Source organism: Leclercia sp. TB492 (assembly GCF_049974505.2).
In the GTDB taxonomy this organism is placed as follows: Bacteria; Pseudomonadota; Gammaproteobacteria; order Enterobacterales; family Enterobacteriaceae; genus Enterobacter; species Enterobacter adecarboxylatus_C.
In genome coordinates this window covers 2,520,167-2,543,354 of sequence record NZ_CM127572.1, presented here as the reverse complement: position 1 = coordinate 2,543,354, position 23,188 = coordinate 2,520,167, and the positions used below count along the sequence as shown (strand labels likewise).

Annotated in this window: 21 protein-coding genes; 14 read left to right on the top strand and 7 right to left on the bottom strand. The window is 61.0% G+C overall.

The window, feature by feature from the left end; all coding sequences use genetic code 11:
* Nucleotides 1-140: 140 nt before the first annotated feature.
* Complete coding sequence (gene paaZ, locus ACP4QI_RS12025) at nt 141-2,186, bottom strand: phenylacetic acid degradation bifunctional protein PaaZ (protein ID WP_426494537.1); 2,046 nt, start codon at nt 2,184-2,186, stop codon at nt 141-143.
* A gap of 282 nt (nt 2,187-2,468) precedes the next feature.
* Between paaZ and paaA the strand changes: the two genes are divergently transcribed.
* The 13 genes from paaA to paaY all read left to right on the top strand — a co-directional run bounded on the left by paaA (nt 2,469) and on the right by paaY (nt 13,644).
* The gene (paaA, locus tag ACP4QI_RS12020) at nt 2,469-3,398 is read left to right on the top strand and encodes a 1,2-phenylacetyl-CoA epoxidase subunit PaaA (protein WP_231312218.1); all 930 of its coding nucleotides are present in this window, start codon (nt 2,469-2,471) and stop codon (nt 3,396-3,398) included.
* A gap of 11 nt (nt 3,399-3,409) precedes the next feature.
* Nucleotides 3,410-3,697 (top strand): 1,2-phenylacetyl-CoA epoxidase subunit PaaB, encoded by a 288-nt coding sequence (gene paaB, locus ACP4QI_RS12015; protein ID WP_032611057.1) that lies wholly within the window; start codon nt 3,410-3,412, stop codon nt 3,695-3,697.
* Between the two features lie 8 nt (nt 3,698-3,705).
* Nucleotides 3,706-4,452, top strand: coding sequence for a 1,2-phenylacetyl-CoA epoxidase subunit PaaC (gene paaC / locus ACP4QI_RS12010; RefSeq protein ID WP_426494538.1), 747 nt, complete (start codon nt 3,706-3,708; stop codon nt 4,450-4,452).
* A gap of 14 nt (nt 4,453-4,466) precedes the next feature.
* The gene (gene paaD, locus ACP4QI_RS12005) at nt 4,467-4,964 is read left to right on the top strand and encodes a 1,2-phenylacetyl-CoA epoxidase subunit PaaD (RefSeq protein WP_426494539.1); all 498 of its coding nucleotides are present in this window, start codon (nt 4,467-4,469) and stop codon (nt 4,962-4,964) included.
* Nucleotides 4,965-4,971: 7 nt separating this feature from the next.
* On the top strand, nt 4,972-6,042 hold the full coding sequence (gene paaE / locus ACP4QI_RS12000; protein ID WP_142489670.1) for a 1,2-phenylacetyl-CoA epoxidase subunit PaaE: 1,071 nt from the start codon (nt 4,972-4,974) through the stop codon (nt 6,040-6,042).
* Nucleotides 6,039-6,806 carry a 2,3-dehydroadipyl-CoA hydratase PaaF gene (gene paaF / locus ACP4QI_RS11995; protein ID WP_426494540.1) on the top strand — a complete coding sequence of 256 codons (768 nt, stop codon included), beginning with the start codon at nt 6,039-6,041 and terminating at the stop codon, nt 6,804-6,806. Before paaE ends, paaF begins: the two co-directional genes overlap by 4 nt.
* Before the next feature lie 2 nt (nt 6,807-6,808).
* On the top strand, nt 6,809-7,594 hold the full coding sequence (gene paaG / locus ACP4QI_RS11990; RefSeq protein WP_426494541.1) for a 2-(1,2-epoxy-1,2-dihydrophenyl)acetyl-CoA isomerase PaaG: 786 nt from the start codon (nt 6,809-6,811) through the stop codon (nt 7,592-7,594).
* 1 nt (nt 7,595) lies between these two features.
* Nucleotides 7,596-9,020: a 3-hydroxyacyl-CoA dehydrogenase PaaH gene (paaH, locus tag ACP4QI_RS11985; protein WP_426494542.1), complete on the top strand. Its 1,425-nt coding sequence runs from the start codon at nt 7,596-7,598 to the stop codon at nt 9,018-9,020.
* The gene (gene paaI, locus ACP4QI_RS11980) at nt 9,010-9,432 is read left to right on the top strand and encodes a hydroxyphenylacetyl-CoA thioesterase PaaI (protein ID WP_156263921.1); all 423 of its coding nucleotides are present in this window, start codon (nt 9,010-9,012) and stop codon (nt 9,430-9,432) included. Before paaH ends, paaI begins: the two co-directional genes overlap by 11 nt.
* Complete coding sequence (pcaF, locus tag ACP4QI_RS11975) at nt 9,432-10,637, top strand: 3-oxoadipyl-CoA thiolase (RefSeq protein ID WP_231312223.1); 1,206 nt, start codon at nt 9,432-9,434, stop codon at nt 10,635-10,637. The genes paaI and pcaF overlap by 1 nt, the downstream gene beginning before the upstream one ends.
* Before the next feature lie 39 nt (nt 10,638-10,676).
* On the top strand, nt 10,677-12,014 hold the full coding sequence (gene paaK, locus ACP4QI_RS11970) for a phenylacetate--CoA ligase PaaK (protein WP_426494543.1): 1,338 nt from the start codon (nt 10,677-10,679) through the stop codon (nt 12,012-12,014).
* An 87-nt stretch (nt 12,015-12,101) separates the two neighbouring features.
* A complete protein-coding gene (paaX, locus tag ACP4QI_RS11965; protein ID WP_142489663.1) occupies nt 12,102-13,037 on the top strand; it encodes a phenylacetic acid degradation operon negative regulatory protein PaaX in 936 nt (311 codons plus the stop codon).
* 10 nt (nt 13,038-13,047) lie between these two features.
* Nucleotides 13,048-13,644, top strand: coding sequence for a phenylacetic acid degradation protein PaaY (gene paaY, locus ACP4QI_RS11960; RefSeq protein WP_142489662.1), 597 nt, complete (start codon nt 13,048-13,050; stop codon nt 13,642-13,644).
* Nucleotides 13,645-14,299: 655 nt separating this feature from the next.
* On the opposite strand, the gene nadS is transcribed toward paaY, so the two are convergent.
* The 3 genes from nadS to azoR all read right to left on the bottom strand — a co-directional run bounded on the left by nadS (nt 14,300) and on the right by azoR (nt 15,762).
* Nucleotides 14,300-14,584: a NadS family protein gene (gene nadS / locus ACP4QI_RS11955; RefSeq protein ID WP_142489661.1), complete on the bottom strand. Its 285-nt coding sequence runs from the start codon at nt 14,582-14,584 to the stop codon at nt 14,300-14,302.
* Between the two features lies 1 nt (nt 14,585).
* Nucleotides 14,586-14,918 carry a type II toxin-antitoxin system RelE/ParE family toxin gene (locus ACP4QI_RS11950; protein ID WP_426494927.1) on the bottom strand — a complete coding sequence of 111 codons (333 nt, stop codon included), beginning with the start codon at nt 14,916-14,918 and terminating at the stop codon, nt 14,586-14,588.
* Nucleotides 14,919-15,156: 238 nt separating this feature from the next.
* On the bottom strand, nt 15,157-15,762 hold the full coding sequence (azoR, locus tag ACP4QI_RS11945; protein ID WP_142489659.1) for an FMN-dependent NADH-azoreductase: 606 nt from the start codon (nt 15,760-15,762) through the stop codon (nt 15,157-15,159).
* A 203-nt stretch (nt 15,763-15,965) separates the two neighbouring features.
* Here azoR and hrpA point away from each other — a divergent pair, with 203 nt between their 5' ends.
* Complete coding sequence (gene hrpA, locus ACP4QI_RS11940; RefSeq protein WP_426494544.1) at nt 15,966-19,868, top strand: ATP-dependent RNA helicase HrpA; 3,903 nt, start codon at nt 15,966-15,968, stop codon at nt 19,866-19,868.
* Nucleotides 19,869-19,947: 79 nt separating this feature from the next.
* Here the strand turns inward: hrpA and ACP4QI_RS11935 are convergent, their stop codons facing one another.
* From ACP4QI_RS11935 to ACP4QI_RS11925, 3 genes are read right to left on the bottom strand one after another with little or no spacing between them, the layout of a single operon-like run.
* Nucleotides 19,948-20,607, bottom strand: a complete 660-nt coding sequence (locus ACP4QI_RS11935) for an O-methyltransferase (RefSeq protein ID WP_426494545.1) — start codon at nt 20,605-20,607, stop codon at nt 19,948-19,950.
* Nucleotides 20,608-20,659: 52 nt separating this feature from the next.
* Nucleotides 20,660-22,078 carry an efflux transporter outer membrane subunit gene (locus ACP4QI_RS11930; protein WP_426494546.1) on the bottom strand — a complete coding sequence of 473 codons (1,419 nt, stop codon included), beginning with the start codon at nt 22,076-22,078 and terminating at the stop codon, nt 20,660-20,662.
* On the bottom strand, nt 22,075-23,154 hold the full coding sequence (locus ACP4QI_RS11925) for an HlyD family secretion protein (RefSeq protein WP_142489655.1): 1,080 nt from the start codon (nt 23,152-23,154) through the stop codon (nt 22,075-22,077). The genes ACP4QI_RS11930 and ACP4QI_RS11925 overlap by 4 nt, the downstream gene beginning before the upstream one ends.
* Nucleotides 23,155-23,188 lie beyond the last annotated feature (34 nt).

The window sequence follows — 23,188 nt, the reverse complement described above, 5'->3', positions numbered from 1 at the left end:
GACCGCTGTTCTGCGCGCGGTTTATTCAATGCCAACATAGCAATAACGCTGTGCGTACCGTTTGCCTGCATTTGCCAGATGTTTTGTCAGATGTGCCAGAAGCCGGGTAACGTGCGTGACGTTACCCGGAGGGAGGGGGATCAGGCGTCAAAATCGCCGTGCTGACGGGAGACAAGAGTCAGGATGGAGTAAAGGGCCACCGGCTGCTGGTGCTGATTGAAGATCTCCACCGACCACTCCACCACGCCGGTCGGTTTCTCTTCCGCCGTGCGCTGTTTCTTCAGCGTTTTGCGCTTGCAGGTCAGACGCACCTGGATGGTATCGCCCGGTTTAACCGGCTCAATAAAGCGCAGGTTCTCCATGCCGTAGTTGGCGATCACCGGCCCGACGCCCGCATCGACGAACAGCCCGGCGGCAGCGGAGATCAGGAAGTAACCGTGCACCACGCGCTCGCCAAAAATCGACTCCGCCGCGCCAATCTTGTCCATGTGGGCGTAGAAATGATCCCCGCTCAGGCAGGCAAAGTTGACGATGTCGGTTTCGGTCAGGGTGCGGCGCGGGGTCAGCAGGCTGTCGCCCGGTTGCAGCTCCTCGAAATATTTGCGGAACGGATGGACGCGATCCTCCTGCACCTGGGCGCCGCGCACCCACTGCTGGCTGATGGCGGCCAGCATGCTCGGGCTGCCCTGGATCGCGGTGCGCTGCAGGTAATGTTTCACCGCCCGCAGACCACCCAGCTCTTCGCCGCCGCCGGCGCGCCCGGGACCGCCGTGCACCAGCTGCGGCAGCGGGGAGCCGTGGCCGGTGGACTCTTTGGCCGACTCTTCGTTGAGGATCTGGATACGGCCGTGAGCGCGCGCGGCCCCGGCGATAAACTGACGCGCCAGACGCAGATCGGCGGTGACCAGCGTCCCGGCGAGGCTACCTTCCCCGGCGCGGGCCAGGGCCATGGCGTGTTCGCGGGTCTGATACGGCATCAGGGTGGCGACCGGGCCAAAGGCTTCGGTGGCGTGCACCGCCGGGGTTTCGTCCGGCTGCGGGCAGAAGAGCAGCGTCGGCGGGAAGAAGGCCCCGGCGGCGTGCAGGTCGGCTTTACCGCCCAACAGGGCCTGGCAGCCCGCCGTCACTAAGGCATCCACTTTCTCCTGCACGTCAGCACGCTGTTCGGCATTGACCAGCGAACCCATCTTTATCCCTTCCTGCGCCGGGTCGCCAACAGCCACTTTTTCCAGCCGGGCGACCAGCGCCTGGCTGACGGCCTCCACCTTCGCCTGCGGCACGATGATGCGGCGGATGGCGGTACATTTCTGTCCGGCTTTAGCCGTCATCTCCCGCACCACTTCACGGATAAACAGGGCAAATTCCGGCTGCTCCGGGGTGACGTCATCCCCCAGCACGCAGCAGTTCAGGGAGTCGGCCTCCATGGTGAAGGGAATCGAACGGGCGACGATGTTCGGGTGTACGCGCAGCATCTGGCCGGTGACCGCGGAGCCGGTAAAGGTCACCACGTCCTGGCTGTCGAGCTGGTCGAGCAGATCCCCCGCACCGCCGCAGATCAGGCTGATGGCCCCGTCTGGCACCAGGCCGCTGTCGACAATCGCTTTCACCATCGCCTGGGTGACCTGGGCGGTGGCGGTGGCCGGTTTGATGATGGCCGGCATCCCCGCCAGCCAGGTCGGGGCCAGTTTTTCCAGCATTCCCCAGCACGGGAAGTTAAAGGCGTTGATATGGACGGCCACCCCGGATTTCGAGGTCAGGACGTGACGGGCGGCAAAACCACCTTCTTTCGACAGGGGGATCAGTTCATCTTCCGGCCACAGGGTATCGTCCGGCAGTTCACGACTGCCGAGGCTGGCGAAGGTGAAGAGGGTGCCGATCCCGCCCTCAATATCCACCCAGCTATCGGCGCGGGTCGCCCCGGTCTGCGCGGAGAGGGCATAGAAGTCCTCTTTCTGGCTTAACAGATGTTTTGCCACCGCTTTCAGCATCGCGGCGCGCTCGATGAAGGTCATGGCGTGAAGTGATTCACCGCCTTTCTCAATGGCGTAACGACGCGCGGCGGCCATATCCAGCCCTTCGCTGGTGACCTGCCAGAGGGTTTCGCCGCTGATGGCGTGCTGAATTGTGCGCTCACGGCCCCGGCCAGACTGCCAGGTGCCGGACAAGAAGCTGGCTAACTGCTGCATGTTTCTCTCCAGGTGGTTCGTTATTTCGCTATAGATAGTTTGATTATGAATCATAAAATGCAAGTGATGTTTTAATGTTTTGTTAACATTGTGATCTTGTCTGGCTATTCCCGTTCCAGGTTTCCTACCACCAAAGGGGCTTCGCAAAAGGCTTGCGAGCCACATCACAAAATAAGCAAACACTCCTTGGGGTTATATTTAACCTTTGTGTAACTTTTAAGAAACGAAGTGATTCATCAATGAGTGAAATTTACTGTTTATACGAATCATAAGGGTGATGACGTGACGGAAGAACAACGCTTTGAACAGCGAATCGCGCAAGAGACGGCCATCGAGCCGCAGGACTGGATGCCTGACGCGTACCGCAAGACGCTGATCCGCCAGATTGGTCAGCATGCCCACTCCGAAATTGTCGGCATGCTGCCGGAAGGCAACTGGATCACCCGCGCCCCGACGCTGCGCCGCAAGGCCATTCTGCTGGCGAAAGTGCAGGACGAAGCCGGGCACGGTCTCTATCTCTACAGCGCGGCGGAGACGCTGGGCTGCGCCCGGGAAGACATCTACCAGAAGATGCTCGACGGCAAGATGAAGTACTCCTCCATCTTCAACTACCCGACCCTGAGCTGGGCCGATATCGGCGTGATTGGCTGGCTGGTGGATGGCGCGGCCATCGTTAACCAGGTGGCGCTGTGCCGGACCTCCTACGGTCCCTATGCCCGGGCGATGGTGAAAATCTGTAAAGAAGAGAGCTTCCACCAGCGTCAGGGCTTTGAGGCCTGCATGGCGCTGGCCCAGGGCAGCGAGGCCCAGCGCCAGATGCTGCAGGACGCCATTAACCGTTTCTGGTGGCCGGCGCTGATGATGTTTGGCCCGAACGACGACAACTCGCCGAACAGCGCCCGCAGCCTGGCCTGGAAGATCAAACGTTTTGGCAATGACGAGCTGCGTCAGCGCTTTGTCGACAACACCGTGCCGCAGGTGGAGATGCTGGGGATGACCGTCCCGGATGCGGATCTGCACTTCGATGCCGAGAGCGGTCACTACCGTTTTGGCGAGATCGACTGGCAGGAGTTTGACGAGGTCATCAACGGCCGTGGCCTATGTAACCACGAGCGTCTGGCCGCCAAAAATAAAGCCTGGGAAGAGGGGACGTGGGTGCGCGAAGCCGCCCTGGCGCACGCGGAAAAACAACACGCCCGCAAGGTCGCGTAAGGGGAATCACGATGAGCAAAACATACTGGCCTTTATACGAAGTTTTTGTCCGCAGCAAGCAGGGGCTGTCCCACCGTCACGTGGGGAGCCTGCACGCCGCCGATGACCGCATGGCGCTGGAAAACGCACGCGATGCCTACACCCGCCGCAGCGAAGGCTGCTCCATCTGGGTGGTGAAGGCGAGCGAAATCGTCGCCTCGCAGCCGGAAGAGCGCGGCGAGTTTTTCGATCCGGCGGAGAGCAAGGTCTATCGCCATCCCACCTTCTACACCATCCCTGATGGCATCGAGCACATGTGAGGTCGGGGATGAAAATGTTAACGCACTATGTTCTGCGCCTCGGTGATAACGGTCTGGTGCTCTCTCAGCGTCTGGGGGCCTGGTGTGGCCACGCCCCGGAGCTGGAGATCGACCTCGCGCTGGCCAATATCGGCCTCGACCTGCTGGGCCAGGCGCGCAACTTCTTAACCTACGCCGCCGAACTGGAAGGCGCGGGCGATGAAGACACGCTGGCCTTCCAGCGCGACGAGCGCCAGTTCCGTAATCTGCTGCTGGTGGAGCAGCCGAACGGCAACTTCGCCGACACCATTGCCCGGCAGTACTTTATTGACGCCTGGCACGTGGCGCTGTTTACCCGTCTGACCCAGAGTCGCGATCCCCAGCTGGCCGCCATTGCCGCCAAATCCATCAAAGAGGCCCGCTACCATCTGCGCTTCAGCCGCGGCTGGCTGGAACGCCTGGGCAACGGCACCGCCGTCTCGGCGCAGAAAATGCAGCAGGCGGTCAACGACCTGTGGCGCTTTACCGCCGAGCTGTTCGAGGCCGACGAGATTGACCAGGCCCTGGTGGCGGAAGGTATCGCCGTCGATCCCCGCAGCCTGCGCGAAGCGTGGGAAGCGGAAGTGTTTTCCGGGCTGAACGCGGCGACGCTGAGCGTGCCGTCTGAGTCCGCCTACCGCAGCGGCGGCCGTAACGGGCTGCACACCGAACATCTGGGACCGATGCTGGCAGAGATGCAGTATTTGCAGCGCGTTTATCCCGGGCAGCAGTGGTAACGCAGGAGAGCACTATGCAACATGCCGTCGAACTCACACCCGCCGCCGTCCCGCAGATTTGGTCCCTGTTGAGCCAGATCCCGGACCCGGAGATCCCGGTGCTGACCATTACCGATCTGGGCATGGTGCGCAGCGTTACCCCGCAGGGTGAAGGCTGGACCATCGGCTTTACGCCGACCTACTCCGGCTGCCCGGCCACCGACCATCTGATGGGCGCGATCCGCGACACGCTGACCGCCCACGGCTATGCCCCGGTGCAGATCACCATCCAGCTCGATCCGGCCTGGACCACCGACTGGATGACCCCGGACGCCCGGGAGCGTCTGCGCCAGTACGGCATCAGCCCCCCGGCCGGTCATAGCTGCCATGCGCATCTGCCCGCCGAGGTGACCTGCCCGCGCTGCGCCAGCACCCGCACCACCATGATCAGTGAATTTGGTTCCACGGCCTGTAAGGCGCTTTATCGCTGCGACAGCTGCCGGGAACCTTTCGACTATTTCAAATGTATCTGAGGTCGCCATGACAACGTTTCATTCCTTAACGGTGGCAAAAGTAGAACCCGAAACCCGCGATGCGGTGACCATCACCTTCGCGGTTCCCCGGGCGTTGCAGGAGGCGTATCGCTTCCGTCCCGGCCAGCATCTGACCCTGAAGGCCCATCTCGCGGGCGAAGAGCTGCGTCGCTGCTACTCCATCTGCCGCAGCGTTCAGCCGGGCGAGATCAGCGTGGCGGTGAAAGCCATCGACGGCGGACGCTTCTCGCGCTATGCCCGGGATGAGATCAAACAGGGGATGGCGCTGGAGGTGATGGTGCCCCAGGGCCATTTTGGCTACCAGCCGCTGGCAGAGCGGGAGGGCTGCTACCTGGCGATTGCCGCCGGGTCCGGCATCACCCCAATGCTGGCGATCATCTCCAGCACCCTGAAAACCGAACCGAACAGCCAGTTCACCCTGATTTACGGCAACCGCAGCAGCCAGAGCATGATGTTTCGCCAGGCGCTGGCCGATCTGAAGGACAGCTACCCGACGCGCCTCCAGGTGGTAAACATCTTCAGCCAGGAGACGCTGGACAGCGAGCTGCTGCATGGCCGCATCGACGGTGAAAAGCTCCAGGCGCTGGCGAAACACTTAATCGACTTCAGCCAGTTTGACGAAGCCTTTATCTGCGGCCCGGCGGCAATGATGGACGAAGCTGAGCTGGCGCTGAAAGCGCTGGGGATGCCGGAAAAATCGCTGCATCTGGAACGCTTTAACACCCCGGGCACCAGCGTGAAACGCGCCCACACCGTGCAGGTGGAAGGGCAGAAAGTGACGGTACGTCAGGACGGACGCGACCGCGAGATCGTCCTCACCGCTGACGACGAAAGCATTCTCGACGCCGCCCTGCGTCAGGGCGCGGATCTGCCGTACGCCTGTAAAGGCGGGGTCTGCGCCACCTGCAAATGCAAAGTGGTGCGTGGAAAGGTGGACATGGTCACCAACTACAGCCTCGAGCCGGACGAACTGGCGGCGGGCTACGTTCTGAGCTGCCAGGCCCTGCCGCTGACCAGCGACGTGGTGGTGGACTTCGACGCGAAGGGGATGGCATGAGCGACCTGATTATCACCCGTCAGGGGCGGGTATTGCACCTGACCCTGAACCGCCCGGCGGCGCGCAACGCCCTGAACAATGCCGTGCTGAGCGAGCTGGCGACCACCCTCGAAGCCGCGGCAACCGATAGCGAGGTTTCGGTGTGCGTAATTACCGGCAACGAACGCTGCTTTGCTGCCGGGGCCGATCTCAACGAGATGGCCGAAAAAGATCTGGCCGCCACCCTGAACGACATTCGCCCGCAGCTGTGGGCGCGGATCAACGCCTTCAGCAAACCGCTGATTGCCGCCGTGAATGGCTACGCGCTGGGCGCGGGCTGCGAGCTGGCGCTGCTGTGCGATGTGGTGATTGCCGGGGAGAATGCCCGTTTCGGTCTGCCGGAAATTACGCTTGGCATTATGCCGGGCGCGGGCGGGACCCAGCGCCTGATCCGCAGCGTCGGCAAATCCCTCGCCAGCAAAATGGTGTTGACCGGCGAAAGCATCACCGCCCGTCAGGCCCTGGCCGCGGGCCTGGTGAGCGACGTTTATCCCGAATCCCTGACCCTGGAATATACCCTCCGGCAGGCAGGGCTGATGGCGCGCCACTCGCCGCTGGCATTGCAGGCGGCGAAGCAGGCGTTACGCCAGTCTCAGGAGGTGGCCCTGCAGGCCGGGCTGGCCCAGGAGCGTCAGCTCTTTACCCTGCTGGCGGCCACCGACGATCGCCGCGAGGGCATTGATGCCTTCCTGCAAAAACGCACCCCCGAATTTAAAGGACGCTAACCATGGATTTCATTCTGAGTCACGTTGAGCAGGGGGTCATGACGATCACCCTGAACCGCCCGGAGCGTCTCAATAGCTTTAACGAGGAGATGCATCAGCAGCTGGCGGCGTGCCTGACCCAGGCCGAGCGCGACGACAGCATCCGCTGCCTGCTGGTGACCGGGGCCGGGCGCGGCTTTTGCGCCGGGCAGGATCTTAACGACCGCAACGTCGACCCGAACAGCCCCGCGCCGGACCTCGGGATGTCGGTGGAGAAATTTTACAACCCGCTGGTTAAGCGCCTGGCAAAACTGCCTAAACCGGTGATCTGCGCGGTCAACGGCGTGGCCGCCGGAGCCGGAGCCACCCTGGCGCTGGGCTGCGATATCGTCATTGCCGCCCGCTCGGTGAACTTTGTGATGGCCTTCAGCAAGCTCGGTCTGGTGCCGGATTCCGGCGGGACCTGGCTGCTGCCGCGCCTGACCGGCCGCGCCCGGGCCATGGGCCTGGCCCTGCTGGGGGAGAAAATCAGCGCCGAGCAGGCCCATGCCTGGGGGATGATCTGGCAGGTGGTGGATGACGCCGAACTCACCGACACCGCCCACCAGCTGGCCATGCATCTCGCCGCGCAGCCGACCTTTGGTCTGGGGCTGATCAAGCAGGCGATCAACGCCGCCGAAACCAACACCCTTGATGCCCAGCTGGATCTGGAGCGCGACTATCAGCGCCTGGCCGGACGCAGCGCCGACTACCGTGAAGGCGTCAGCGCCTTCCTCAACAAACGTGCGCCGCAGTTTACGGGGAAATAAGATGACGACAATTCATACCGTGGCGGTGATTGGCAGCGGCATCATGGGGGCCGGGATCGCCGAAGTGGCGGCCAGCTACGGCCATCCGGTGCTGGTGTATGACATCAATGCCGACGCGATTTCCCGCGCCATCGACGGGATCCGCACCCGGCTTGAGTCCCGCGTGGCGCGCGGCAAGCTGAGCGCTCAGGCGAGCGAGCAGACGCTCCAGCGCCTGATGCCGGTGACCGATATTCACGCCCTGGCGGCGGCCGACCTGGTGATCGAAGCTGCCTCCGAGCAGATGGCGGTCAAAAAAGCGCTGTTTGCCGAACTGGCGGAGATCTGCCCGGCCAAAACGCTGCTGACCAGCAATACCTCCTCTATTTCCATTACCGCCATTGCCGCCGACCTGCGCCACCCCGAGCGCGTGGCCGGGCTGCACTTCTTTAACCCGGCCCCGGTGATGAAGCTGGTGGAAGTGGTGAGCGGGCTGGCGACCTCCGGCGAAGTGGTGGAACAGCTGAGCCAGCTGGCGGTGAACTGGGGTAAACAGCCGGTGCGCTGCCAGTCCACCCCGGGCTTTATCGTCAACCGCGTGGCGCGTCCGTACTATGCCGAAGCCTGGCGGGCCCTGGAAGAGCAGGTTGCCGCCCCGGAAGTTATCGACGCCGCGCTGCGCGACGGCGCGGGCTTCCCGATGGGGCCGCTGGAGCTGACCGACATGATCGGCCAGGACGTCAACTTCGCCGTCACCTGTTCGGTATTCAACGCCTTCTGGCAGGAGCGCCGTTTTCTGCCGTCGCTGGTGCAGCAGGAGCTGGTGCTGGCCGGGCGCTTCGGCAGGAAGAGCGGGCAGGGCGTCTACAGCTGGCGCAGCGAGAAGCCTGCCGTGAACTGGCTGGAGCCCGTCAGCGATACCTACAGTGCGATGCAGGTCCAGCGGGGAAGTGACGGTGTCACCGAAATTGACGGCCTGCTGCTGATCGAGACCCAGGGCGAGACCGCCCAGGCGCTGGCGAACCGTTACGGTCAGCCGGTAGTGGTGTGCGATCGTCAGGAAGGGGATGTCGCCGTCATTGCGGCTGCGGCCAGCAATCCGGCCTCCGCCACCCTGAAAGCGGTGTGGCACCTGCAACAGCAGGGCAAGCGCGTCCTGCAGGTGGCCGATTATCCCGGCCTGCTGATCTGGCGCACGGTGGCGATGATCGTCAACGAAGCGCTCGACGCCCTGCAAAAAGGGGTCGCCAGTGAACAGGATATCGATACCGCCATGCGCCTCGGGGTGAACTACCCGCGCGGCCCGCTGGCCTGGGGAGAACAGCTTGGCTGGCAGCGTCTGCTGCGCCTGCTGGAAAACCTGCAACGCCACTACGGTGAAGAACGCTATCGCCCGTCATCCCTGCTGCGCCAGCGTGCGCTTCTGGAGAGTAGCTATGAGTCATAACGCCTGGCGCAACGCCCGCGCCATGTATGAAAACGATGCCTGCGCCCAGGCCTATGGCATCGACATTATTGAGATGGATGAGGGCATGGCAGTACTGACCATGACCGTCACGCCGCAGATGCTCAACGGCCACAAAAGCTGCCACGGCGGCCAGCTGTTTACCCTTGCCGACACCGCCTTCGCCTACGCCTGCAACAGCCAGGGGCTGGCGGCGGTGGCCTCGGGCTGCACCATCGATTTTGTGCGTCCGGCCTTTGCCCACGACAGGCTCACCGCCACCGCGCAGGTGCGCCATCAGGGGAAACAGACCGGCGTGTACGACATTGAAATTGTTAACCAACAGCAGAAAACCGTTGCCCTGTTCCGTGGGAAATCCCACCGCATCGGCGGCACTATTACAGGAGAAGCATAATGCGTGACGCCTTTATTTGTGACGGGATCCGTACCCCCATCGGCCGCTATGCCGGGGCATTGTCCGGCGTGCGCGCGGACGATCTGGGCGCTATCCCGCTGCGCGAGCTGCTGGTGCGTAACCCGGGGCTGGACGCGGAACGTATTGATGACGTGATTTTTGGCTGCGCCAACCAGGCGGGGGAGGACAACCGCAACGTGGCGCGAATGTCCCTGCTGCTGGCCGGGCTGCCGCAGACCGTCTCCGGCACTACGCTGAACCGCCTGTGCGGCTCCGGCCTCGATGCGCTGGGCTTTGCCGCCCGCGCCATTCGTGCCGGTGATGGCGACCTGATGATTGCCGGTGGCGTGGAGTCGATGTCCCGCGCGCCCTTCGTGATGGGCAAAGCCACCAGCGCCTTCCAGCGTCAGAATGAGATTTTTGATACCACCATCGGCTGGCGTTTTGTGAACCCGCTCATGGCCCAGCAATTCGGTTCTGACAGCATGCCGGAAACTGCAGAGAATGTAGCAGAATTGTTACGGATTTCCCGCGAGGACCAGGATGCCTTTGCTTATCGCAGCCAGCAGCGCACCGCCCAGGCCCAGGCCAACGGCATCCTGGCCCAGGAGATCGTCCCGGTGATGATTAAAGGCAAAAAAGGGGCAGTGACCGAAGTCATGCATGACGAGCATCTGCGCCCGGACACCACCCTGGAGATGCTGGCCGGGCTGAAAGCGCCGTTCCGCGCCGGGGGCGTAGTCACCGCGGGCAACGCGTCCGGCGTGAACGACGGTGCCGCGGCGCTGATTATCGCCAGCGAAGAGATGGCCGCAGCGCAGGGCTTAACGCCGCGTACCCGCATCGTGGCGATGGCGACTGCCGGTGTTGAACCGCGCCTGATGGGGCTGGGCCCGGTGCCTGCCACCCGCCGCGTGCTGGAGCGCGCCGGTCTGAGCATCAACGATATGGACGTTATCGAACTGAACGAAGCCTTTGCTTCGCAGGCGCTGGGCGTGCTGCGCGAGCTGGGGCTGCCGGACGATGCTCCCCATGTGAACCCTAACGGGGGCGCCATTGCCCTGGGCCATCCGCTGGGAATGAGCGGGGCCCGTCTGGCGCTGGCCGCCAGCAACGAGCTGCATCGTCGTAAAGGGCGCTATGCGCTCTGCACGATGTGCATTGGTGTCGGTCAGGGCATTGCCATGATCCTTGAGCGTGTCTGAACAATTATAAAAAGTGAGTACCCTACAATGACAATCACAATGACAGCAGCGACAACGACAACGACAGCGGTCACTCAGCTTGACCCGATCGAAACCGCCTCCCTGGATGAGCTGCAGGCCCTGCAAACCCAGCGCATGAAGTGGACGCTGGAACACGCCTATAACAATGTCCCGATGTACAAACGTAAGTTTGATGCGGCGGGGGTCCATCCTGACGATTTCAAAGAGCTCGCGGACATTCGCAAGTTCCCGTGCACCACCAAACAGGATCTGCGTGACAACTATCCGTTCGACACCTTCGCGGTGCCGATGGAGCAGGTGGTGCGTATTCATGCCTCCTCGGGCACCACCGGGAAACCGACCGTGGTCGGCTACACGCAAAACGATATTGATAACTGGGCCAACATTGTGGCTCGCTCCCTGCGCGCCGCCGGTGGCAGCGCGAAGGACAAAATTCACGTCGCCTACGGCTATGGCCTGTTCACCGGCGGGCTGGGTGCTCACTACGGGGCCGAGCGGTTAGGCGCGACGGTGATCCCGATGTCCGGCGGCCAGACCGAGAAACAGGCCCAGCTGATCCGTGATTTCCAGCCGGACATGATCATGGTGACGCCGTCCTACTGCCTGAACCTGATCGAAGAGCTGGAGCGCCAGATGGGCGGCGATGCCAGTAAATGTTCCCTGCGCGTCGGCGTCTTTGGCGCCGAGCCCTGGACCCTGGCGATGCGCCGTGAAATCGAGAAGCGCCTGGGGATCACCGCGCTCGACATCTACGGCCTGTCCGAAGTGATGGGCCCGGGCGTGGCGATGGAGTGTATCGAAACCGCCGACGGCCCGACCATCTGGGAAGATCACTTCTACCCGGAGATCGTCAACCCGAACGACGGCACGCCGCTGGCCGACGGTGAGCAGGGCGAACTGCTGTTCACCACCCTGACCAAAGAGGCGCTGCCGGTGATCCGCTACCGCACCCGCGACCTGACCCGCCTGCTGCCGGGCACCGCCCGCACCATGCGCAGGATGGATCGCATCAGCGGTCGCAGCGATGACATGCTGATCATCCGCGGCGTAAACGTCTTCCCGTCCCAGCTGGAAGAGGAGATCGTCAAGTTCGAACATCTGTCGCCGCACTACCAGCTGGAGGTGAATCGACGGGGCCATCTTGATTCGCTTTCGGTGAAGGTGGAGCTGAAAGAGAGCAGCCTGACGCTGACCCACGAACAGCGTTGCCATGTGTGCCATGAGCTGCGCCACCGCATCAAATCGATGGTGGGGATCTCCACCGACGTAACCATTGTGAACTGCGGCAGCATCCCGCGTTCCGAAGGCAAAGCCTGCCGCGTCTTCGACCTGCGCAAGGCCGCCGCCAACGGCTAACCCCCGCCTGCTGACCCTCTCCGTATTGGGGAGGGTCAGGCTTTTAGCGCTATGCTATGATTCATCCGGAATAATAATCACAACAGAATGAATCACATGAGTAAACTCGACGCCTTTATTCAGCACGCGGTCAGCTCCGTTCCCGTCAGCGGCACGTCGTTGATCTCCTCCTTGTACGGTGATGCGCTCTCCCATCGCGGCGGGGAAGTCTGGCTGGGTAGCCTGGCGGCCCTGTTGGAAGGGATGGGATTTGGCGAGCGCTTCGTGCGCACCGCGCTGTTCCGCCTGAACAAGGAGGGCTGGCTGGATGTGATCCGCATCGGCAGACGCAGCTTTTACCGGCTAAGCGACAAAGGGCTGCGCTTGACCCGGCGAGCAGAGGCGAAAATTTATCGCGCCGAGCTTCCGGCCTGGGACGGCAAATGGCTGCTGCTGCTGTCCGAAGGGATGGACAAAGCCACGCTGGCGGATGTGAAAAAACAGCTCATCTGGCAGGGCTTCGGCACTCTGGCGCCCAGCCTGATGGCTTCGCCGTCGCAACAGCTGGCGGACGTACAGACCCTGCTGCACGAGGCGGGCGTGGCCGAGAACGTGATCTGCTTTGAGGCGCACTCGCCGCTGGCGCTCTCCCGCGCCGCGCTGCGCTCGCGGGTGGAGGAGTGCTGGCAGCTCAGCGAGCAGAACGTCATGTATGAAACCTTCATCGACTCGTTCCGGCCGCTGCTGCCGCTGCTGCGTGAAGCCACCCCGGAGGAGCTGACGCCGGAACGCTGCTTCCAGATCCAGCTTTTACTTATCCATTTTTACCGCCGGGTGGTGCTCAAGGACCCGCTCCTGCCGGAAGAGTTACTCCCATCGCACTGGGCAGGCCAGACGGCCCGCCAGCTGTGCATCAACATTTATCAGCGCGTGGCGCCAGGCGCGCTGGCGTTTGTCAGTGATAAAGGGGAGACCAGCGTTGGCGAACTGCCATCGCCGGGCTCTTCATACTGGCAACGCTTCGGCGGCCTGACGCCTGCGTAAAGGAGGTAATGTGCCTGTATATCAAATCGATGGGATGACCCCGGTCGTTCCGCCAGAGAGTTATGTCCACCCGACCGCGGTGCTGATTGGCGATGTGATCCTCGGCAAGGGCGTCTACGTGGGGCCCAACGCCAGCCTGCGCGGTGATTTTGGTCGTATTGTGGTGAAGGACGGGGCCAATATTCAGGATAACTGCATCATGCACGGTTTCCCGGAACAGGACACGGTGGTGGAGGAAGAGGGGCACATCGGTCATGGTGCCATTCTGCATGGCTGCATCATCCGCCGGAATGCGCTGGTGGGGATGAATGCGGTGATCATCGACGGGGCGGTGATTGGCGAAAACAGCATTGTCGGCGCCGCCGCGTTTGTGAAAGCGAAAGCGGAAATGCCAGCCGACCATCTGATCATCGGCAGCCCGGCCAAAGCGATTCGCGTCCTGAGCGAGCAGGAAAAAGAGTGGAAGAAGCAGGGCACCCGGGAGTATCAGACGCTGGTTGAACGTTGCAAACAGACGATGCACCAGGTCGAGCCGCTGCACGAGGTGGAGCCGGATCGTAAGCGGCTGGTGTTTGATGAGAATCTGCGCCCGAAATCGTCCAGCTGAGCGGCTAAACGCCTTCCCAAACGAGATCGCGAGCACGTAATTATCTGTTTTAATGATATTAAACAATAAAATATAACAGTGCGTGATTCGGGTGTTGACAGTGCATCTATAATGAGTAAATTAGAACTCAGCACCGGAGAGAAATAAATGCTTAACGGTGCGGTAATAAAGCAGTAATGAGATGCGATAAAGGCCACGAAGTAGTGTAGTTTGGGTCCTGGTAATAAGTAAACACCAGTGGAACACGCTTTCAGGCCATGCAGTAAATCAGTACAATCGCATGATGGGGAAGTCAGCGCGATGATGTAAGGCCTTGTTTCAAAGAGTAATGGTCGCGATCCGGGGACGTAAGTATGGCGTTAAGAATATCGCGACGCAATTAAGGCAACGCATCAAGAGTATATATCGCGTGGGTGATGTACACGACAGGACATGATGTTATTTCACATACTTATCAGAGGAGGTAGCGTTAACTTGTTTTATCGGTAATCCTGTGAGAATACGTACATCTTTGAAGTTGAAGTGTGTAATTAAGTTGATGAATGTTAATTATTAATTTGGTAGTACCCTAAAAGCCCCGGCAATATAGCGCTGGGGCTTTTTCATTTCTGCTGCGGTATTTCCCGCTCCGCTTTGCTGGCGTAAAAACGACCATTTAATGTGCAGCCAGTTCGTAAAAGAATGCGGGGTTCGCCTGGATAGTGGCCAGTACTTTTGCCGCAAGGCCGGTTGGGTTACGCCGTCTGGATTCCCAGCTTTTGATGGTATCGACGCTGGTGCCCAGCGCTTTTGCCATTTCCGCCTGGGAAACGTTAAGCTGCTCTCTGATCGCTTTGACATCGGCAATCTCATAGCGGGTAACGCGGGCAGGGGCTTTGGTGCCGTTTTTGATGTCGACTGCCTCTTCCAGGGACGTTTTCAGCTCGTCAAAAAAATTCATTTTAGACCTCGTTTTTCAGTAAGGTTGTCAGCTTTTTTAGTTCAGCCTTTTCCGCATCAGTCAGATTCTCTTTGGCGCTTTTCGGATAAGCGAGCACCAGCCAGATAATCTCCCGTGTCGCCAGGAGGTAAATCACCCTGGCGCTGCCGCTTTTCCCCTGAGTACCCGTTGCCATCCGGATTTTTCGAAGCCCACCGGTATGCTGGATGACATCCCCTTTGTCCGGAAAGGCAATCAGCTCTCTCTGTAGCGCCAGGAGTTCATCATCTGTAGCAATCTGTTTGATCTGCCGAGTAAACAGTGATGTCTCGATAAATTCTATTGAATGGCACACGATTCTCACTCCATGTAAGGTACCATGTACACCTTATGGTGTACATAGTACAGGTCCATAAATATTTTGCTGTCAGAGCTCGAGTGAACTCAAATGACCTTTGCTACTCGTCGGCATTGTATGAAGTGTGGGGATATCGTGCTGAAAAGCGTGCTGATTCTACGAGGCGTCTCGTAAAGATGCGGGGAAGGCAGGGGGAAATAAAAAAACTCCCACCAGGCGGTGGGAGTGAGAAATCTTATGCAGCCACCAGGCTGTCGATCGCGGCTTTCGCGTCGTTCTGCGCTTTGGTCGCCACTTCCGGACCGTAAGCGATACCTTCAGCAAACACAAAGTTCACGTCGGTGATGCCGATAAAGCCCAGGAACACGGACAGGTACGGCGCAATCAGGTCGGTTGGGGTATCTTTGTGAATACCGCCGCGGCTGGAGAGCACAATCGCACGTTTACCGGTCACCAGGCCTTCAGGGCCTTTCTCGGTGTAGCGGAAGGTTACGCCAGCGCGCGCCACCAGGTCGAAGTAGTTTTTCAGCTGCGTCGGGATGTTGAAGTTGTACATCGGGGCGTTAATCACGATCACGTCGTGCGCTTTCAGCTCGGCAATCAGCTCATCGGACAGCGCCAGCGCTTCCTGCTGACGTGGGGTCAGTGGCGCATCGCTCGGACGCAGGGCACCAACCAGTTCACCATCCAGTACCGGGATTGGCTGAGCGGCCAGATCGCGGACGGTAATTTCGTCACCGCTGTGCTGTTCACGCCACTGCTCAACGAAATAATCAGACAGCTGACCAGACTGAGAGTACCCTGCCAGAATACTGGATTTAAGAACTAATACTTTGCTCATGGGTGATTCCTTTTTTGTATTTGATGAGGGGGGTTGCCCCGTTGCTTGCTGACACTCTATTCACAATCCTGTCGCAGGGATAGCGCAATATATCGAAGTCTATGTTCGAATTTTTTGAATAAGGCGTAAAAACCGTCGATGTGGTACTCTATATCAATCATTAAAAAGAGATTTTATCCGGCAGTGCACTGCCCGTTAACGCTATGACAGAACAACAGAAATTAACCTTCCCGATGCTGATGCAACAGCTGGATCCGCTGATGCTGCGTGACAAACAGCGGTTTGCCCGCCGCCTGCATGGGGTCAAGAAGGTTAAAAATCCTGATGCACAACAGGCTATCTACCAGGAGATGGCGAAAGAGATCGAACAGGCGGCGGGTAAGGTCGTGCTGCGCGAAGCCGCGCGTCCGGCGATTACCTACCCGGAAAACCTGCCCGTCAGCCAGAAGAAACAGGAAATTCTCGAAGCCGTGCGCGACCACCAGGTGGTGATTGTGGCGGGGGAGACAGGTTCGGGTAAAACCACCCAGCTGCCGAAAATCTGTATGGAGCTGGGGCGCGGGATCAAAGGCCTGATCGGCCACACCCAGCCGCGGCGTCTGGCGGCACGTACCGTGGCGAACCGTATTGCCGAGGAGCTGCAAACCGAGCCGGGCGGCTGTATCGGCTATAAGGTGCGCTTCAGCGATCACGTCAGCGACAACACTATGGTCAAGCTAATGACCGACGGGATCCTGCTGGCCGAAATTCAGCAGGACCGTCTGCTGATGCAGTACGACACCATCATCATCGATGAAGCGCACGAGCGCAGCCTGAACATCGACTTCCTGCTGGGTTATCTGCGGGAACTGCTGCCGCGTCGCCCGGATCTGAAAGTGATCATCACCTCGGCCACCATCGACCCGGAACGTTTTTCGCGCCACTTCAACAATGCGCCGATCATCGAAGTCTCCGGTCGTACCTATCCGGTAGAGGTGCGTTATCGCCCGATGGTCGAAGACGCCGACGATACCGAGCGCGACCAGCTACAGGCCATCTTCGACGCAGTGGACGAGTTGGGGAACGAAAGCCCGGGCGATATTCTGATCTTTATGAGCGGCGAACGCGAAATCCGCGATACCGCCGACGCGCTGAGCAAGCGCGACCTGCGTCATACCGAGATCCTGCCGCTGTATGCCCGTCTGTCTAACAGCGAGCAGAACCGCGTGTTCCAGTCCCACAGCGGCCGCCGCATCGTGCTGGCGACCAACGTGGCGGAAACCTCGCTGACCGTACCGGGCATTAAATATGTCATCGACCCCGGCACGGCGCGTATCAGCCGCTACAGCTACCGCACCAAAGTGCAGCGCCTGCCGATTGAGCCGGTGTCCCAGGCCTCCGCCAACCAGCGTAAAGGCCGCTGCGGACGCGTCTCGGAAGGGATCTGTATTCGTCTCTATTCGGAAGACGATTTCCTGTCGCGTCCGGAATTTACCGACCCGGAAATTCTGCGTACCAACCTGGCATCGGTCATCCTGCAGATGACCGCGCTGGGGCTGGGCGACATCGCCGCCTTCCCGTTCGTCGAAGCGCCGGATAAACGCAATATCCAGGACGGCGTGCGCCTGCTGGAAGAGCTGGGGGCGATCACCACCGACGAGCAGGCCACGGCCTACAAGCTGACCCCGCAGGGTCGTCAGCTCAGCCAGCTGCCGGTGGACCCGCGTCTGGCGCGGATGGTGCTGGAGGCGCAAAAACACGGCTGCGTGCGTGAGGCGATGATCATCACCTCGGCGCTCTCCATCCAAGATCCGCGCGAGCGCCCGATGGACAAGCAGCAGGCCTCCGACGAGAAGCACCGCCGCTTCCATGACAAAGAGTCCGACTTCCTCGCCTTTGTGAACCTCTGGAACTACATCGGCGAACAGCAGAAAGCCCTGTCGTCAAACCAGTTCCGCCGCCAGTGCAAGCTCGATTTCCTCAACTACCTGCGGGTGCGCGAGTGGCAGGATATCTATACCCAGCTGCGTCAGGTGGTGAAGGAGCTGGGCATTCCGGTGAACAGCGAGCCGGCGGAGTATCGCGAAATTCACATCGCGCTGCTGACCGGTCTGCTGTCGCATATCGGGATGAAAGATGCCGATAAGCAGGAGTTTACCGGCGCGCGTAACGCCCGGTTCTCCATCTTCCCGGGCTCCGGTTTGTTCAAAAAGCCGCCGAAGTGGACGATGGTGGCCGAGCTGGTGGAGACCAGCCGCCTGTGGGGCCGCATTGCCGCGCGCATCGATCCGGAGTGGGTCGAGCCGGTGGCCCAGCATCTGCTGAAACGCTCGTACAGTGAACCGCACTGGGAGCGTGCCCAGGGCGCGGTGATGGCGACCGAGAAGGTCACCGTCTACGGCCTGCCGGTCGTGGCCGCGCGTAAGGTCAACTACAGCCAGATCGACCCTGTGCTGTCACGCGAGCTGTTTATCCGCCACGCGCTGGTGGAGGGTGACTGGCAGACCCGTCACGCCTTCTTCCGTGAAAACCTGAAGCTGCGCAGCGAAGTGGAAGAGCTGGAGCACAAGACCCGTCGCCGCGATATCCTGGTGGATGACGAGACGCTGTTTGAGTTTTACGACCAGCGCATCAGCCACGATGTGGTATCGGCTCGCCACTTCGACAGCTGGTGGAAAAAGGTCAGCCGCGAGACCCCGGATCTGCTCAACTTTGAAAAAAGCATGTTGATCAAAGAGGGGGCGGAACAGGTCAGCAAGCTCGACTACCCGAACTTCTGGCATCAGGGCAATCTCAAGCTGCGCCTGAGCTACCAGTTTGAACCGGGCACCGATGCCGACGGCGTGACCGTCCACATCCCGCTGCCGCTGCTGAACCAGGTGGAAGAGAGCGGTTTTGAGTGGCAAATTCCGGGATTGCGCCGGGAGCTGATTATTGCCCTGATCAAATCCCTGCCGAAGCCGGTGCGCCGCAACTTTGTGCCTGCCCCGAACTACGCCGAGGCGTTTTTAGGCCGCGTGACGCCGCTGGAGCTGCCGCTGCTGGATTCGCTGGAGCGGGAGCTGCGCCGGATGACGGGCGTGACTATCGACCGGGAGGACTGGCACTGGGATCAGGTGCCCGATCACCTGAAAATCAGCTTCCGCGTCGTGGACGAGAAGAACAAGAAATTGCAGGAAGGGCGCTCCCTCACCGAGCTGAAAGAGGCGCTGAAAGGCAAAGTGCAGGAGACCCTCTCTGCCGTGGCCGACGACGGTATCGAGCAGAGCGGGCTGCATATCTGGAGCTTTGGTCAACTGCCGGAAAGCTACGAGCAGAAGCGCGGCAACTACAAGGTGAAAGCCTGGCCGGCGCTGGTGGACGAGCGCGACAGCGTGGCGATCAAGCTGTTTGATAACCCTCAGGAGCAGCAGCAGGCGATGTGGCGCGGGCTGCGCCGTTTACTGCTGTTGAACATCCCGTCGCCGATCAAGTATCTGCACGAGAAGCTGCCGAACAAAGCCAAGCTGGGCCTCTACTTTAACCCGTACGGCAAGGTGCTGGATCTGATCGACGACTGCATCTCCTGCGGCGTGGACCAGCTCATCAACGCCGCAGGCGGCCCGGTGTGGACCGAAGAGGGCTTTGCGAAGCTGCACGACAGGGTGCGCGCCGAGCTTAACGAGACGGTGGTCAACATTGCGAAGCAGGTGGAACAGATTCTCACCGCGGTGTTCAATATCAACAAACGCCTGAAAGGGCGGGTGGATATGACCATGGCGCTGGGGCTGTCGGACGTCAAGGCCCAGATGGCCGGGCTGGTCTATCGCGGGTTTGTCACCGGCAACGGCTACAAGCGGTTAGGGGATACCCTGCGCTATCTGCAGGCGATTGAAAAACGTCTCGAGAAGATGGCCGTCGATCCGCACCGCGACCGGGCGCAGATGCTGAAGGTAGAGAGCGTGCAGCAGCGCTGGCAGCAGTGGCTCAACAAGCTGCCACCCGCCCGGCGCGATGACGAAGATGTGCAGGAGATCCGCTGGATGATCGAAGAGCTGCGCGTCAGCTTCTTTGCCCAGCAGCTGGGAACGCCGTATCCGATCTCCGACAAACGTATTTTGCAGGCGATGGAGCAGATCTCAGCCTAAAACCATGCCCGGTGGCGCTGCGCTTACCGGGCCTACGAAACCTGTAGGCCGGGCAAGCGAATGCGCCGCCCGGCGGTTGTTACCCGTTCACAATCGCCAGCGTAAACCCATCCCACCCCTTCACGCCCACCGTCTGCAACGCCGTCGCGGTGAGACGCGGGTTATCCCCGATCATCTCGATAAACCGCCGCACACCGTGCACCCGAGCATCATCGCTCTGGCCGTTAATCACCTCCCCGTCGCGCACCACGTTGTCACCGATAATCAACGTTCCCGGCCGGGAGTAGTGCAGGGCCCACTCCAGATAGCCCGGATTATTCGGTTTGTCGGCATCGATAAAGATCAGATCGAAGGGTGGGATGTTGTCGAAGCGTTCGAGGGAGAGCAGGGCCGGGCCTTCGATCAGCTCGATACGCGAATCCAGCCCCGCCAGATGGATATTCTGGCGCGCAACCTTCGCGTGCACCGGATCGGCCTCGAGAGTCACCAGCTTCCCGTCCGGCGGCAGGGCGCGCGCCATCCAGATGCTGCTGTAGGCCCCCAGGGTGCCAATCTCCAGGATGCGCCTGGCCTGGGTCATGCGTACAAACAGCGCCAGCAGTTGCCCCTGATTGGCGGCGACGTCGTGCGCCGGTAAACCGGCGCGCTGGTTATTATCAAGCACCTGCTGGAGGACCTCATCCTGAGGAATGAGCTCGGAAATCATGTAATTATCTACGGCAGACCACTGTTGTTGCATAGATTGACCCCTTAGTGAGAGCTTTGCCCGGCGGCGCTACGCTTGCGCGGGCCTACGATCCTGTAGGCCCGGTAAGCGTAGCGCCGCCGGGCATGTTTTCAGACCATCCACCCCCCAGCGCCTTATACAGATCGATCTGTGCCAGCAGCAGGTTATTTTTCGCCTGCACCACGCTGGTCTGCACCGAGAACAGCGTGCGTTGGGCGTCCAGCACGTCCAGATAGGACGAATAGCCGTTGTTATAGCGGTTCTGCGCGATCCGCAGCGTCTCCTGGGCGACCGCCTGCTGCGCCACCAGCTCGGTCAGCTGCTCGCCGTAGCGGGTGATGGCATCCAGGCTGTCGTTGACCTCTTTAAAGGCGTTGCGCACGGTTTTTTCATAGCTGTAGAGCGCCTGGTTACGCTGCGACTGGCCGATATCCACCTGGGCGTTCAGCGCCTGACGGTTCAGCAGCGGGGCCAGAATACTGCCGCCGATGCTCCACAGCTCCAGCGGGTTGTCCAGCAGGCCGGGCAGAGTGCGATCCTGAATCGATCCGGTGGCGGTCAGGTTGATCGACGGCAGCAGGCTGGCGCGCGAGGCCGCAAGCGTAGCATCGGCGGCGATCAGCTGGCGTTCCGCCTGCACAATATCCGGACGGCGATTAAGGAGCGATGAGGGCAGCTGCGACGGGATACGCAGCGGGGTCAGGGTGTCGAAATCCGCGCTACGGGCGATGGCCCCGGGGTTGCCCCCCAGCAGCAGGGTCAGGGCGTTCTCCTGACGGGCTATCTGATTCTGCACCTGCGGGATCTGCGCCCGCGTCGAGCGCAGCTCGGAGTCGGACTGCATCAGCTCCAGACGCGAGCTGTACCCGGTCTGATACTGCCGTTGCGCCAGGTTAAAGGCCTCTTCCCGCGCTTTGAGGGTCGACTGCGTCACCCGGAGCTGCTCGTCCAGGGCCAGCAGGGTGACATAACCCGAGGCTACCGAGGAGGCCACCGTCAGATCTGCCGCGGCGGCGGCGGCTTTTTGCGCCTCGAGGGTCGCCTGAGCGGCATCGGCGGTGCGGCGGTTCACGCCCCAGATGTCCACGTCATAGCTGGCGGTCAGGCTGCCTTTGTACAGTGCGCCATAGGTGGGCAAACCGGTGGCCGCCGACTGGGACCGGGCGCGACCGGCATTCAGATCGGCCTCCAGGGTCGGAAACAGGTTGCTGTCGCTGGCATACACCCGGGCCTGATACTCGTTGATCCGCTCCCGGGCGATCAGCACGTCGCTGTTGTTGCGCAGGGCCTGATCGACATAGTGATTGAGCTGGCTGTCGTGGAAGTTGCGCCACCACTGCTGCTCTGCCGGGCTGGCGGGGCCGGTGCTGGCCCGCCACTGGGCGGGGATCTGCAATGTCGGTTTTGCAGGGGCGACATCCACCGACTGGCAGGCGCTCAGGAGGGCGGTAATCAGCAGGGCGGTGAGCGGGCGGCGGATCATTCTGCCTCCCGGGTATCAATCGTTACCTGTACCGACATCCCCGGACGCAGCCGCGCCGCGTCCTCCGCCTTGCCCAGCACCTCGATGCGCACCGGAATGCGCTGGGCAATCTTGACGAAGTTCCCCGTGGCGTTATCCGGGGTAATGGCGCTGAACTCCACCCCGGTGGCGGGGGAAATGCTCTGCACCCGGCCTTCATAGGCTCTGTCGTTCAGGGCGTCGACGGTGAATTTCACCGGCTGGCCGACGCGCAGGTTCGCCAGCTGGGTCTCCTTGATATTGGCGATCACCCAGTGCTGCGGTGGCACCAGGGTAGTGAGGTGGGTTCCGGCCGTCACATAGGCACCTAAGCGCACGGCAATCTGTCCGAGCTGGCCGTCACGCGGGGCAACGATGCGGGTGTTCTGCAGGTCGATCTGGGCCAGCTCCAGGGCCGCCTTCGCGTTCTCGACGTCGGCCTCCAGCGCGGCGCGGTTGACGATGGCGGTTTGCAGATCCTGGCGCGACATCTCCAGGGTGGCTTTGGCCTGGTCGATATCGGCGCTGCCCTGAGCGGCGCTCGCCAGGGCGGCATCCCGCTCGCGGATAGACAGCGAGCCGTCGGCGGTAAGGTCCTTCACGCGTTTTAAGTCGGCCTGGGTTTTCTGGCTCTGCGCGCGGGCGTTTTTCAGCGCCGCCTCGTTACGCTGGATCACCGCCTCGGCGCTTTTGCGCTGTTGCAGGTTGTTGTTCAGGGTGGCGATTTTCATCGCCAGCTGGGCTTCAGCCTGGTGCACCCGCTGGCGGTAGATACGGTCGTCGATCTGCAGCAGCAGGTCGCCTTTCTTCACCTGCTCAAAATCCTGCACCTTCACTTCGGTGATATAGCCGTTGACCTGCGGGCTGATAAAGGTGGTCTGGCCGCGCACGTAGGCGTTATCGGTGAACTGAACGTGACGGGTAAAGGGCGGCAGCTGCCAGGCGTAGAGGATCACCAGCACGCCAACGATGCCGATCGCGGCGGCGGCGAACACCGACACCACGCGCAGATTATTACGGGTATTGGCCTGCTCTCTGGAGGCATCCTGCTGACTCATAACCACTCCTGATAAAACACATTAATCATTATTA

Bases quoted from the DNA above. Each gene is read 5' to 3' on its own strand.
- paaZ (WP_426494537.1), bottom strand. From the start codon at position 2,186: ATGCAGCAGTTAGCCAGCTTCTTGTCCGGCACCTGGCAGTCTGGCCGG.
- paaB (WP_032611057.1), top strand. From the start codon at position 3,410: ATGAGCAAAACATACTGGCCTTTATACGAAGTTTTTGTCCGCAGCAAG.
- paaC (WP_426494538.1), top strand. From the start codon at position 3,706: ATGAAAATGTTAACGCACTATGTTCTGCGCCTCGGTGATAACGGTCTG.
- paaD (WP_426494539.1), top strand. From the start codon at position 4,467: ATGCAACATGCCGTCGAACTCACACCCGCCGCCGTCCCGCAGATTTGG.
- paaE (WP_142489670.1), top strand. From the start codon at position 4,972: ATGACAACGTTTCATTCCTTAACGGTGGCAAAAGTAGAACCCGAAACC.
- paaF (WP_426494540.1), top strand. From the start codon at position 6,039: ATGAGCGACCTGATTATCACCCGTCAGGGGCGGGTATTGCACCTGACC.
- paaG (WP_426494541.1), top strand. From the start codon at position 6,809: ATGGATTTCATTCTGAGTCACGTTGAGCAGGGGGTCATGACGATCACC.
- paaH (WP_426494542.1), top strand. From the start codon at position 7,596: ATGACGACAATTCATACCGTGGCGGTGATTGGCAGCGGCATCATGGGG.
- paaI (WP_156263921.1), top strand. From the start codon at position 9,010: ATGAGTCATAACGCCTGGCGCAACGCCCGCGCCATGTATGAAAACGAT.
- pcaF (WP_231312223.1), top strand. From the start codon at position 9,432: ATGCGTGACGCCTTTATTTGTGACGGGATCCGTACCCCCATCGGCCGC.
- paaK (WP_426494543.1), top strand. From the start codon at position 10,677: ATGACAGCAGCGACAACGACAACGACAGCGGTCACTCAGCTTGACCCG.
- paaX (WP_142489663.1), top strand. From the start codon at position 12,102: ATGAATCACATGAGTAAACTCGACGCCTTTATTCAGCACGCGGTCAGC.
- nadS (WP_142489661.1), bottom strand. From the start codon at position 14,584: ATGAATTTTTTTGACGAGCTGAAAACGTCCCTGGAAGAGGCAGTCGAC.
- azoR (WP_142489659.1), bottom strand. From the start codon at position 15,762: ATGAGCAAAGTATTAGTTCTTAAATCCAGTATTCTGGCAGGGTACTCT.
- hrpA (WP_426494544.1), top strand. From the start codon at position 15,966: ATGACAGAACAACAGAAATTAACCTTCCCGATGCTGATGCAACAGCTG.
- ACP4QI_RS11935 (WP_426494545.1), bottom strand. From the start codon at position 20,607: ATGCAACAACAGTGGTCTGCCGTAGATAATTACATGATTTCCGAGCTC.
- ACP4QI_RS11930 (WP_426494546.1), bottom strand. From the start codon at position 22,078: ATGATCCGCCGCCCGCTCACCGCCCTGCTGATTACCGCCCTCCTGAGC.
- ACP4QI_RS11925 (WP_142489655.1), bottom strand. From the start codon at position 23,154: ATGAGTCAGCAGGATGCCTCCAGAGAGCAGGCCAATACCCGTAATAAT.